Annotated in this window: 8 protein-coding genes and 1 pseudogene; 6 read left to right on the top strand and 3 right to left on the bottom strand. The window is 46.6% G+C overall.

Annotated features, from left to right (window positions below; genetic code table 11):
- Positions 1 to 14 precede the first annotated feature (14 nt).
- Positions 15 to 1,811, bottom strand: a complete 1,797-nt coding sequence (locus H7F31_RS32760) for a sensor histidine kinase (protein WP_187102264.1) — start codon at positions 1,809 to 1,811, stop codon at positions 15 to 17.
- Positions 1,812 to 2,029: 218 nt separating this feature from the next.
- Between H7F31_RS32760 and H7F31_RS32755 the strand changes: the two genes are divergently transcribed.
- The 4 genes from H7F31_RS32755 (at position 2,030) to H7F31_RS32740 (ending at position 10,055) form a co-directional block, all read left to right on the top strand.
- Positions 2,030 to 2,992 (top strand): ABC transporter permease, encoded by a 963-nt coding sequence (locus tag H7F31_RS32755; RefSeq protein ID WP_261800226.1) that lies wholly within the window; start codon positions 2,030 to 2,032, stop codon positions 2,990 to 2,992.
- Between the two features lie 24 nt (positions 2,993 to 3,016).
- Positions 3,017 to 3,886: a carbohydrate ABC transporter permease gene (locus H7F31_RS32750; RefSeq protein ID WP_187102263.1), complete on the top strand. Its 870-nt coding sequence runs from the start codon at positions 3,017 to 3,019 to the stop codon at positions 3,884 to 3,886.
- Between the two features lie 25 nt (positions 3,887 to 3,911).
- Positions 3,912 to 5,504 carry a type 2 periplasmic-binding domain-containing protein gene (locus H7F31_RS32745; protein ID WP_187102262.1) on the top strand — a complete coding sequence of 531 codons (1,593 nt, stop codon included), beginning with the start codon at positions 3,912 to 3,914 and terminating at the stop codon, positions 5,502 to 5,504.
- Positions 5,505 to 5,621: 117 nt separating this feature from the next.
- A complete protein-coding gene (locus H7F31_RS32740) occupies positions 5,622 to 10,055 on the top strand; it encodes an S-layer homology domain-containing protein (protein ID WP_187102261.1) in 4,434 nt (1,477 codons plus the stop codon).
- Positions 10,056 to 10,353: 298 nt separating this feature from the next.
- On the opposite strand, the pseudogene H7F31_RS34430 reads toward H7F31_RS32740, so the two are convergent.
- A pseudogene (locus H7F31_RS34430) lies at positions 10,354 to 10,536 on the bottom strand (helix-turn-helix transcriptional regulator); the annotation flags it as partial.
- Between the two features lie 68 nt (positions 10,537 to 10,604).
- Entirely contained in the window at positions 10,605 to 11,357 is a 753-nt protein-coding gene (locus H7F31_RS32730; protein WP_187102259.1) for an AraC family transcriptional regulator, read from the bottom strand.
- A 250-nt stretch (positions 11,358 to 11,607) separates the two neighbouring features.
- Here H7F31_RS32730 and H7F31_RS32725 point away from each other — a divergent pair, with 250 nt between their 5' ends.
- A complete protein-coding gene (locus H7F31_RS32725; RefSeq protein ID WP_187102258.1) occupies positions 11,608 to 12,438 on the top strand; it encodes a phytanoyl-CoA dioxygenase family protein in 831 nt (276 codons plus the stop codon).
- Positions 12,439 to 12,616: 178 nt separating this feature from the next.
- On the top strand, positions 12,617 to 13,405 hold the full coding sequence (locus tag H7F31_RS32720; protein WP_187102257.1) for a nucleotidyltransferase domain-containing protein: 789 nt from the start codon (positions 12,617 to 12,619) through the stop codon (positions 13,403 to 13,405).
- Positions 13,406 to 13,531: the final 126 nt, after the last annotated feature.

The following is a 13,531-nucleotide window of genomic DNA, read 5'->3' as shown; positions in this document are numbered from 1 at the left end:
TGGAGCAACCCCTCTCAAATGTGTGCAGCCTTCGTATAATGTTCAGCGGGTATGCGTATTTGGATGATCGTTCCCGCTCCTTCTTCGCTTTCAATGTGCATGATTCCTCGCTCTCCATATAGATTCTTGATGCGTTGATATACATTCGCAAGACCGAATCGTTGGTCAACTGTAACTCCCTGCTCTAATCCGTCGAGCACCTCTTGCAATCTTACAACGCTCATCCCGTCGCCTTCATCCGCAATATCGACGAGGATGGACTCCTGTTCACAACGAATACGAACGAGCAGCTGAATGAACATGTCGAATTGAGATTGACCGTGTTTAAGCACATTTTCGATAAGCGGCTGGAGGATCATCCGAGGGAAGAGGAAATTATGGACATCTGAGGCCACATCTACTTGGGCCTCCAGCAAGTCTCCGAAGCGGAATTGTTGAATGTGCAAATATTGCTCGATAAATTCCATTTCTTTACCTATTGTAACGAGATCATTCTCTTGATTGGTTTGATAGCGGTAAAGCTGCCCAAGAGACACTAAAGCAGCTTCTGCCGCGGCATGCTCCCCCTTCTTGACGGTCATACGAATGGATTCCAGGACATTATAGAGAAAATGCGGATTGATCTGGCTATGAAGCGCCTTGATTTCAGCCTCCTGTTTCAAAATCTTTGACTTCAGCACCTCGTCGACCAAATTGCGAATGCGATTGATCATGCTTCGGAAGGAAACGGATAGATAACCAATCTCATCATATTGCAACGCTTCCTGCTTCTGTTCTAATTCATCAAGCTGGGTCGAACGAATTTGCTTGCTCAATTGTTTGAGACGCTGGGTAAATCCGTAAGCTAGAAGACTCGATAATAGAATTGCAATCACAACCCCGATTACTCCCCAAATCCCCGTCCACAGGGCAATTCGGGATATACCTTTGCTGAAATTGTCCATCGGCACAAATCCGATCACCTTCCAGTTGGTTCCGGATGACCAATTGTAGCTCAGCATATATTTTTTGTTATTGAGCATCACAGTGTCCGAATGGGCTCCAGGCACTTGCTTGCTAATGTCGAATCCGAATGTCGGGCTCCAATATTTACCGAATTGGGATGAAAACGTAGAATAAACAATTTTATTATCGTTATCGAGAATATAGAATCTGGAGTCGGGTCCTAGATCAATTCCATTCATAATCGTATTCAAAGGCTCCATCGTGCCGAAAATTTGCATGACGCCTGCCAAATTCTTCGTACCGGTAAGACGAAGAGGCTGGACGATGGAGAAGAAAAACGTTCCGTTGCTATTATTCACAATTTGTTGATGGACGGTACCCAGCACAATCGGAGAAAAGTCGACCAAGTCCAATTGGCTATACCACGGTTGGTTCACGTAGGAGACATTCTTCCATACACCGCCGGATTGTTCGTTTACATAAGCATATCCTTGATCTGTATAGAACGTGACCCCATAGAGAGAGCCTTTCAACTGTAATTTAAGTGTATCAATGATGTCACGAATCATTAACGTTTTCTCCAAGGAGGGCAGACCTTCCTTAAGATTGATTTCCTTTAATGCCTGTTCCAAATTATCCGGCCATGTTGATTTGAGATCATCCAAATAATTTTCTACCTGATGATTGACTTGAGAGAGTACTTGCGGAACGAATTCACCGATTTGGTTCTCCAAGCTATTGCGGTAAATGACATACGACAAGAACCCAGTGCTTAGAATCAGACTGGTCGACAGCAGAGAGAAGACAATGGCCATTTTGTAGAATATAGGCCAGTTTCGATATTTCAAGCGCGATAACTTTCTCAAGCTCATCCGCTCCAGCCGGTTTATTTTCTATTCAATGAAGTGATAATCATGAGTATAAAATAGAAGATTCATGCAAGCAACATTCAAATGATGTTGTGTCAATATCTATACCCTTTTGCTTCGATTGTCACCTTTAAATGCAATTGGCCGTTCGATAAAATGACAATGCAAGCTAATCAAGCCGTAGCGAAATAGGCTGCAAGGGGGTGAATTATCAGATGGAGTATCGCGATAATGAGATGGCCGGCCGGGTTGATAGAAGACCAAATCCTCTTGGCTGGATAGGGTTAAAGCAGATGAAACGCTTTTGGTTCATATATCTGCTGATCACGCCTGTTCTCGTGTATTATGGCATTTTTCGTTACTATCCTATGCTTGTACAGGTGACGCTTGCATTTAAAGATTTTACGCTACTTGGCGGGATCTGGCATAGCGAATGGATTGGTTTCGATAATTTTACGCATATCTTCTCTAAGAACGAATTCTATCAAGTACTGAGGAATACCATCGCTATCAGTTTACTGCGTTTAGCGTTTGGATTTCTTCCGCCGATCATACTAGCTATTCTGCTCTACGATTTGCATTCTTCCCTTCTTCGCAGAATAAGTCAAACGTTGCTTTATATTCCCCATTTCTTCTCGTGGGTCATTATGTATGGACTTGTATATGCGTTGTTCTCAAACACGGGATTAGTCAATCATTTGCTAGAGGAAATAGGAGGCAAGGCTCAGAACTTCCTGCTTGATGCGGATTGGTTCCGGCCATTATTAATTGGATCGGCGATATGGAAGGAAATCGGATGGGGCACGATTATTTATTTGGCAGGAATGTCAATGATTGATCCCTCGCTGTACGATGCAGCCAAGATAGACGGTGCCGGCCCGTTAAAACGCATATGGCACGTAACGCTGCCGGGGCTCCAGTCGGTCATGATCTTTTTGTTCACACTTTCATTAGGAGGCATCTTGAATGCGGGTGCGGAACAGATTCTGTTGTTCTATAATCCAGCCACCTATAGCGTGGGTGATGTCATCGATACTTATGTGTATCGGCAGGGTCTAGGCTCTATGCAGTACAGCATGACAACGGCCGTTTCCTTATTTCAATCCGTAATTGGCCTCATATTAGTATTGTCGTCGAACTCGATCTCGAAGAAATTGACGGGGACCGGCATTTGGTAACTCGAGGAGGAAGGAGGAGGAAGAATGTCCGAACGGGTCTACCAATGGTCCGCAGCGATTATTGTTTCGGTAATAAGCGTTTTTTCCGTCCTACCCTTGTGGTATGCGATATCATCTTCGCTTGTGTACATACAGGAATGGAACGCCAAGGGCGGCTTTATTCTCTGGCCGGATGAAATTACGCTGCAGGCATATCAGCAAATGTTTGCAAGCACCCTGTTCACAAAGGCGATGGGAGTAACGTTATTAAGGACGGCGATGGGGGCGTTACTGACTTTAGCTTTTACGGTTATAACGGCATATGCGGTGTCAAGGAAGAAGCTTCCTGGTCGGAAAGTGCTGCTGCTAGCCATTCTTATCACCATTCTGTTTGGCGGAGGCCTGATTCCAACCTATCTGGTCGTTAGGGATATGCAACTGCTGGATTCGATCTGGGCGCTGATCATCCCGGGATTAGTGGATAGCTGGAGTGTGCTGGTGTTGAAACAGTTTTTTGAAAATCTGCCCACAGAGGTAGAAGAATCGGCTCAAATCGATGGGGCTGGAGAGATTCAGCTTATGTGGAAAATTATGATTCCGATGGCGGCGCCAGCCATGGCGGCAATTGGACTCTTTACAGCCGTTGGTCATTGGAATGCATGGTTTGATGCTCTTATTTATATCGATGATCGCAAGCTGTATCCGTTGCAGCTTCTTATTCGCAATATGTTCGAGAATGATCGCGAATTCTCAATTATGCAAAATGCGGGAGCGGCCACGATTATTCCATCCATTTCGCAGGAATCATTGAAGATGGCATTGGTTGTTTACGGTATTCTGCCAATTCTGTGCGTCTATCCTTTTCTGCAAAAATATTTTACTAAAGGAATGTACTTGGGGGCTGTAAAGGGTTAAAACAAATATAGGAGGCATGATTTGAATGTTGAGACGAAAACAATGGGGAACAGTAGGTACACTGATGCTTGCCGGAATCATTATGCTTGCAGGATGCTCATCAGGAGATTCGAACAATGTAAGTCCTTCGAATACGGTTAGTCCAACAGCTGGAGCTACCGACGCTGAGAAAGCCAGCGATAAGAAGTTCGCTATCGAATTGATCGAGACGGGCTGGGTTAACACACCTACAGACGACAGTGATCCTTTCAAGAAGTGGATTGATGAAACGTTTAACATTGACTTCACCTTGACGACAATCCCTGCCAATGATTTCGAGAGCAAGCTGTTCACTCGTTTCTCGGGAAGCAATCAGCCTGATCTGATCTTTGTTGCAGGTACGGATCGAACCTTGTTCCAGAAGCTATACAATCAGGGAGTACTGCTTGATGATTGGGTCCCATTGCTGGATAAAGTGCCGACCGCAGCAGCCACAATATCCGATGTAGCCAAGCAATATGTATCTCAAGACGGAAAGATGTTTGCGTTGCCCAGACAGCCGGATGCCAATACATGGTCGTTCAAAATCCGCAAGGACTGGCTGGATAAACTAAGCTTGCAAATTCCGCAGACGGATACTGAATTAATTGAAGTATTCAAGCAGTTTACCTTCAACGATCCAGACGGCAACAATCAAGACGATACATGGGGAGCTACCTCTGCAGGCGCAGGTGCCAATTTCAGCTCCTTGTCGCAATTAGAAAATATGTATGGTCAAATGGGCTTCCAAGTGACCAATAACCAGGTAGATCATTCCATTCTTAATGGTACTCATCAGAAATTTTTGGATTTCGTGAAACTGCTGCAGGATGAGAAGATTATTGATCCGGACTGGTACACGCAGGATTGGGAGCAAAAGAAAGTGAAGCTGGGTACAGACAAGGTTGGCGTGGATCAATATCCTGGCGTTCTGCTTTCAGAGTACGAAGCGAATACAAACAATACTGGAAAAGCGGCGGAAATATGGACGAACCTTCCAATGCCGAAAGGCGCGGATTTGGGGGGCAAATTGCCTGCAGATGCTCCGCTTAGCGGCATGCTGGCGATTTCCGCAAGTGCGGCAAAGGATCCGGAGAAGCTTGAACGAGTGCTTCAATTGATTGAAGGCGTAACCTATCCAAATGACGGGTACTGGAAATTACGTTGGGGTGTTGGCATTACAGGAGAAACGATGACCGACCTGGATAATGGCGCCAAATTTTTTAGCGAATTGAAAGACTCCAGCAATTATCGCAGTAATCTACCGGGAGCATGGGATTATGGCACATGGATCGCTACCAATCGTGACAGTGTGCTTCAAAGTACGGCGAAAGAACCGGGAGCGGTTCAAGAAAAGACATTTGAGCTTGATAACGAGACTATCGGTGCCGCGCGCTTTCAAGATTTCGAATCGTTATTGACGCTGGATCCGCAGTTGTTGAATGACGTTTCGAGACTTCAGAACGAATTTGATATCAAATACGTCTTAGGAAATACGAGTGATTATGAAGCATTCAAGGCAGAATGGTTGAAGGCCGGCGGCCAACAGCTTCTCGACAGCGCAACGGAACAATACAAGGCGCTTGGTTATATCAAGTAGCTCGTATTGACCCAAGGGCCATAGTTTAATTCCAGCATTAGAGCAGTTGCAGAGACAACCTTCTAAAGGCGGACTGGCTATGGCTCTTATTATGACATAGAGCGGAGGAAAAGATGGATGAAGACATATGTTAGTGATTTCAACAAGTACTGCAGGACACTTGGAATATTGCTGCTTGCATTGATTATTGCATGCAGCTCGCTGTCCTTGATCCCATCCCGAGTTAGCGCGGATGGCTGGATCAGGCTGTATACTCACACTGGAAATGAGAATAAAGCTCATTTTGAGTTTCCGACTAATGCAAGCGCTACAAAAACAAAGGGCCAGAAATTTACTGCCGAGGCTGAGTTTGATTCATTGCGTCTGTCGGCGCCAAGCTATGGGAACAATACGGGGAAGCTTACACTTTCCTTGTATGCCTGGGATACTGACTATGAAACGACAACAAGTCAGGAGCCTATCAAAGTCGATACATTTGTCAATTTTATAGATAGTGACTGGCTGGAAATTAATTTTGCAACACAGGATGAGGGGGATTATCTCTGGGAATTAAGCGGTCATGAAGAGTGGGTCGGGGTATATGGATTTGCTCGAAATGGTAACGATAAGTCCGTCTCATTCGACAACGGTGTGGAGCTCCCGGGCTATAATTATATGTCGGAAATTGAATTAAGCGAAGGAGGAGCAGTAGATCCCGAAGGATCGGCAGTTGCTGTGATGGGTTGGACAAAGCTTTATAGTCCGCAAGGAGATAGACCCGCCTTTGATTTTAACGCAACAGCAACAAGAGGGCAAAGATTTAATGTATTATCAGGATTTGATTCTTTCCGAGTTGTGGCGCCAAGCTATGGGAACAATGTCGGAGAACTGACGCTGTCTCTGTATGCTTGGGATACTGACTATGTAACGACTACAAGCAAGGAAGCAATTATAAGTAAAACATTTGTTAATTTCAATGATAATTCCTGGCTGGAATTGGAGTTTCCGGAGCAGCCTCAGGGATCTTATCTCTGGGAGCTGAGCGATCCGGTAGAATGGATCGGAGTTTATGGCTATGATCGTCAGAATGGGGATCCGTCCATCTCTTATGCCAATGGAGTGATATTGCAAAACTTTAACTATCAGGCAGAGGTTGGTTTCATCTCAGGAGTAGTACCGGGTAAGCCTGCAGTTCCAACAGGTTCTGCAACGCTCAAGACAGGAGAAACAGCTGAATTCTTTAGCGGAGCATCCCACGGGGCTGGATCGATGCTTGCGTATTTGTTCGATTGGGGAGACGGCTCGTTGTCCATGTCATCGCCGGTTAAACCAAGAACTACTAGTGAAGCGTATCGTAATGGACATTCTTCACATGCATGGGAAGCTCCAGGGACATATTCGGTTAAAGTCCGGGCCTATGATAATAAAGGCAACCCGTCTCAAGAATGGTCGGAGCCTCTACAGGTTGTCGTTACAGAAGCTGCAGAAGCGTCTGGCGATCATGCGATAAACGGAGTGCAAGTCTCCTCCGTTTCTTCTGAACGGGACGCGGCTTATGCCGGGATACATGCTTTGGATGGCGATCCGAGCTCATACTGGTCCAGTGAATTGCATGCAGATGACCCTTCCCAAGAGGAGCATCTTGCGGTGGATTTGGGGGGCGTATACACGGTTGACCGAATTGTGCTGAGCCCTCGAGCCGGAGGTTATGGTTTCCCGCGAGCGCTAACATTATCTTATAGTGTAGATGGTCTAATCTGGCACGATGTACCCATTTACCAAAATATGACCGTGCCTGGTCCAGTTGATTCTAATTTCGTATTGGAGACAGGCGGACTTGCGGCTAAATATTTCAAGATTACAGCAAACGAGCTTGGCGAGGACGATCAGAGCGAATTAGGCTTTCAATTAGCCGAGCTTAAGGTGATTGGCAAGGAAGGAACACGATTCTATACATCCAAAGGCGACATCTATGATGCTGATTGGAGCAATATGTTCACGGTTTATGGTTTGGCGCAAAATGAGCTGACACCGGAAGGAAATCGTTGGTTGAACGGCCCAGGCGGCAACCTTGCCATTGGACCGACAGAATGGCAATTATGGACAGCGCAGAAGCTGGCCTGGACGAATGATACGGCGAATAAAAAAGAGCTCTACCGGCAGATGCTCGATGTGCCGTTAGATGATGGATTTATCTGGGCGCATGCGTATGGGGAGAAGCATCTGGATCTGTCCAGGCATTATTCCAATAACCCTTTGTTTATTATGGGCGTGCACAGGCTGTATATGTGGACACGGGATAACTCCTTGTTCAGTAATCCATTGCCGTCTCTGTCATATGGAGCAGCACCGGCCTACCCTCAAGGCGTGAACACGATGTTGGATAAAGTGCGTGAAGCGATGGAATTTATGCTTGAGGATCAAGAGGGCAGAAATGGTCTGCTAATTATTAAGGATCCGGAAAATGACGGTACGGCAGACGCTCATGCCTCCAACTATTGGGACAACTACCCGATGGGCTATAAGAGTGCCTATGAAAATGTGTTGTTCTATGGATCGGTGAAGGCAATGGCTGATCTTGAGGATGCGGCAGGCAATCCGGATCGGGCAACTGAACTGCGCGAGTTGCTTTCGCTAATCCAGGAAAAGTTTAATGAGACGTTCTGGAATGATAAGCTTGGGCGATATATTGCTACGATTGACGTGAACGATGAAGAGCATGATTACGGATTCACCTTTTTGAATGCAATGGCTGTTATGTATGGTTTGGCCGATGAGGATCGTGCTGATTTTATATATGACTGGTTGGATGGCAACCGAATTATTGAGGGAGATACTTCGACAGGGGAGGATATCTATCACTGGGGCTGGGCGCCAAGAGCGAATACGGTAGCAGTTGAATCCAAGGAGCCGTATTGGTGGTTTGATTATAACGGAGCCATCAGCGTAGACCCGAATAATCCTTCAAGCAGCGCGAGATGGGGCGAACATCTGGAGAATGGCGGGGCGATCTTCTATACCTCCTTCGACGATATGATGGGCAGATTGAAGACATCTGGCGGAGCAGACAGCGCATTTGCAAGAATGGAGAAAATACTGGAAGAATTCCATCAGGATGAATTGCGCCGAGATCCCATCAATCCTGTTGGAGGGCCATGGGTGTTTGGCATCGTTGGCGAATATTCTGAGTCAGGCATTGTACCGATGGTCATGCTGGAAGGCTTCCTGGGCGTAGAAGCAAGGTCGGATGGGCTGCACATCAAGCCGAATCTGCCTGCCGAGCTTGACAATATGGGGTTAAAGGAAGTGCTTTATGCCGGACAGCTGTACCAGATCGAAGGTAACCGGAACGCGACTCAGCCAACAGTAAAGAAACAATCGGACGGATCCATCAAGATCATCGTTCCGATTCTTACGGAATACGTTATCCCTCATGATCAAATACCGGAAGAAACGACTAGCCCTATCATTGAATATCCAACATTGCCTGGCGTACCGGAAGTGAAGCTAGTAGAAATCAATGGCGGCAGTGCGATTGTGCAGCTTGATGAAAAAAAATCGGCATATTCGATACCGGTAAAAGGGCTAGAGGGGTTAGCGCTTGTCCTTCAATCAAAGGATGCAAAGTTACGTATCAAGCAAGGGGTGCTGGAAGCTCTCCTCAGTAAGCTGGAGGATCCAAACGGTGCGACGCTTGAAGTGAGTATAGCAGCGGTATCCGAAGGGGAACTGCAGGCTGCCGTAGAGGGTAATCCGACTGGTATCGAACGGGCTGGCACAGCTACCATGTTTGACGTGTATCTACGGACTGCGGATGGCAGTAAGCTTCAGCTTGGAGAAGTTAAGGGGGCTATGAACCTGACATTGGATTACGATGATGTATTTGACAAGGAGCTTCTCGGTGTCTACGTATTCGATGAGGATGCGCAGGAGTGGCGCTATGTCGGTGGTATCGTTGACAAGGAGAACCGGCAAATATCTGTAAACATCGATCGCCTAGGGAAGTATGCCGTCTTCCTATATACGAAGCTATTCGATGATGTTCCTGCAGACCACTGGGCAGCCAGAGTATTGCAAATTCTCTCTGCCAAGCATTTGGTCAACGGGACAGACGATAAGAACTTCACACCCGATGGCGATGTAACGCGGGCGGAGTTTGCAGCGCTGCTTGTGAGAGTTCTAGGAATCGAATTGTCAGAACAAGCATCGCCATTTGCTGACGTAACCTCGGATCAGTGGTACTTTTCGGAAGTTGTCACAGCTCATCTGGCGGGACTCGTTAATGGTACATCGGCGAGCACGTTCTCACCTGAGGACAACATTTCCCGCGAGCAAATGTCGGCAATGCTGGTACGCGCATACGAATTTGCGAATGGCAGCATTGAGGTTGATAGCGCAGGGCCGGATGTCTTTACAGATGGCGCTAATGTATCCGACTGGGCGATTGTAGAAGTAAGCAAGGCAATTGCTGCTGGACTGATGCAAGGAAAGGGTAATGGTCAATTCGATCCGCGCTCTTTTGCGATTCGTGCTGAAGCAGCACAAGTGCTATACAATATTCTCACCAAATAATTCTTGTCATGCTTATTGCTTGAAGTGTACCGTCAAGCCGACGTATTTCAGGTATCCTCTGATATTCGCTCGGCTTTTTCTTTCATCCTCTTCTCAACGGTTTATGACCGATTAACTACCGTCACCTTGGGGAAACCCATCGGCCGCCATCCGGTTTGTTATTACGACTCCGAGCGGAATCGCCAAACGGATAAAATCGTCAATAACTCCAAGCGTATTTCGTTGAAGCCTCCGGTAGAACATCTGACAGAACAACAGGAAGAATAGTCCCCCTACGATATAAGCTAGAAGCATTACGAATGAATAACTCATCGACTGTCATGCCTAAAACTTTCGCTAGTATAAAGGTAAGCTGTAGCGTCGGATCGTATTTATTATTCCCGAAGGCATAGATCGTTTGTTTGGAAACGGTACAAGCCGCTGCGAGTTGTTCCTGCGAAATGCCATTTTCTTTACGAATCTCCTGGATTCGATTCTCCAATTCACCACCCCCGTATGTCAAAAAGTTATCCTTTGTCCTAACGAGCGGCACGTTGTTTCTAAATCAAATTAATGCCTACTGCTATCCGATTCTATTTTCATTTTCCTGTATGTCCGGGGAGAAAAGCCATAACGTTGCTTGAACATCTTCGAGAAGTGGAATTCGTCATAAAAGTTTAACGCCAAGGCAATTTCCTTGGAGGACAGATTTGTTGTCTCCAATGATGCTTTTGCCGAGGCGAGCTTAAGGTCGAGCATATACTGAGCGGGAGATTGTCCCGTCATTCCGCGGAATCGCGAAAAAAACGTCGTTCTGGTTAGGCCGCTTTCCGCAATGTAATCCTGGACACGGAACAGCCTATCGATGTTCTGGTGCATATGATAAAGAACGGTATCGAGCTCAGGATCGCGAGTAGTGTTTGTGATCGATTTTTCTCGGGCGAACAGAAGGAGCAATTCTTGAAGGAGAATGTTGACTGAATATACATAACCTACAGGCTTAACGATGAGAGCCTCGATTATTTTCTCGCAGAGTTTAACACTATCTGCAACTTTAGCGCTCGTCTTCACTTGTCCAATAGCAAGCTCAAGCTCCTTAATCATATCCATTCCGGCGAAGTCTATGAAATAAAATTTCCAATTGCCGTCTATGCAGCAATAAGAGCATGGCATATCCACGTCAACTATAAAAAAAGTACCAGCATGCAATAGCTTTTTTTCGCCATTTAACGTTAGACTACCAGCACCTTCTATTGTTACGAATAGACCGGGTTCGGAAAAACCATTTTGTTTCGCGACTTGATACGATTCGTTCGCATGCACCTTCCAGATGGAATGGAAACGGCAAGGTAGTCGACTATCGCTTGGGGCTAATACGTATGGAATGTTCATGATTTTATGCATAACGCTTCCATCCTCCGTTTTGGTCAATTATACATAAATACTGCTTGTGATAATAATATTCGGACATATTCATGTACTATTTTACATGTAATGAAGACATTTCTCCATGGTTTCGCGTTTGCGGAATAATTATACTTTGGTCATAAATAACAAGGGAGAGTGTTCCGTTATGATAGTCAAAGTCGGCAGCAGAGAGCTTGAGTTAGGGGGCCCGCATCTGACTGAATTAAGAAGCTCGAACGATTTGCTTCACGATATCAATGCTTTAAGAAACAGAATGCAAGAAGACGGTTACCTCTTGCTTAGAGATTTCCATGACCGGGAACAAGTCATGAAAGCACGTCAACGCATTCTGGAGAAAATGGACCGGATGGGCAAACTGGAACGGGATACGTTGCTGGAAGACGGGGTAATGGCGGACGGTAGCAAAACGATATTTTTCGGCGGGACAAACGAGGATCTCCCGGAGCTGCTTAGCGTACTTAACGGCGATCATGTTATGCGATTCTTCGATGAGCTGCTCGGCGAACAATCGATGACCTACCACTATAAATGGTTGCGCGCGGTCGGGAAAGGCGATTATACCGGTGCCCATTACGATATCGTATATATGGGAAGAGGGACATACAACTTGTACACCGTCTGGTCTCCGCTCGGCGATATCAACTATGCCATGGGAGGGCTCGCGATTTGCCTTGACTCTCACAATTTCGAAGAGCTTAAACGTTCCTACGGCTCCAAGGACTCGGACAGGGACAATATCGGGTTTGGACACTATACAGACGATCCTCTTGTCGTCACAGAAAAATTCGGAGGCAAATGGGCGACAACAGAATATAAAGCCGGAGACGTATTAATTTTCGGAATGTTCCTTATGCATTGTTCACTGGAAAATACGACTAATCAATACCGGCTAAGCGTCGACACGAGATACCAGTCCGTTAACGAGAAAGTAGACGAGCGTTGGAGCGGTAAAAAACCTCGCGGGCATCACAAATAAAGCATTTCCAAACAGCGCTTGAGTACTCAGCCTGCAGATCAAGAGATTTGCAGGTTTTTGTTGTGGAATGGGCTGCCAAATGAGATGTCGCCATATTTCCGCCATGTTCATCTAGTCGGTTTTAGAAGAAAATGGAGGAAGTCGAGTAACTGGAGAGGGCAAGGGAGGGGCGGCAAACATGACCGAGATCAAAAAAGAAGTTATTCATGAAGAGCTGAAACGATTGGAGCTGGAGGAGAACGTCCGCATTCTCTATGCTTGCGAATCGGGGAGCCGGGCGTGGGGATTTCCTTCCAAGGATAGCGATTACGATGTCCGATTTATCTATATAAGGCCGGTGGAATGGTATTTGTCCGTCTTCGAACGTCGCGATGTGATCGAGCGGCCAATCAGCGACATGCTGGACATTAGCGGATGGGATCTGCGCAAGGCCCTGGGATTGCTGCGAAAGTCCAATCCTCCGCTGCTGGAGTGGCTGCAGTCGCCTATCAAGTATGGCGAATATTATAGCTCGGCAGAGCGGATACGGCGTCTGGCGTCCGAAGCCTTTTCTCCCAAGTCGTGCATGTTCCATTACTTGAATATGGCAAGAGGCAACTTCCGCGAATATTTGCAAGGCGACGTCGTTCGCATCAAAAAATATTTCTACGTGCTGCGGCCGGTGCTGGCCTGCGAGTGGATTGTCAAATTCGGAGAGATGCCGCCGCTGGAATTACATCGGCTGGTGGAGGAGCTCGTGCCGGAGGGAAACGAGCTTCATGCCGTTATTCAGGAGCTTCTCGCTCGTAAGATGCGCGGCGAAGAATTGGACCGAGAGCCTCGTATCGATGTCCTTCATGATTATTTGGATTCGAAGCTAATCATGCTGGAGGTGATGGCCCGTGCCGCCGAATTGCCTGCTGACCCGATACGGATGGAACGGTTGGATGAGGTTTTTCGCGATACGTTGACCGAGGCGTGGAGGTAAAGTTCGGTACTAAACCGTTTATTCCTTTGAACTTGAACCTCGGCAGGGGTAAGATGGATTTACTATATGGAGAAGGGAGGCCGATGGCCGTGATCGATACGACGACGACAAAACGCAAACAAGCTG

This window comes from Paenibacillus sp. PAMC21692 (assembly GCF_014303795.1).
Lineage (GTDB): Bacteria > Bacillota > Bacilli > Paenibacillales > Paenibacillaceae > Pristimantibacillus > Pristimantibacillus agaridevorans.
The sequence above is the reverse complement of the archived record's forward strand: the minus strand, read 5'-3'. Positions and strand labels throughout refer to the sequence as shown.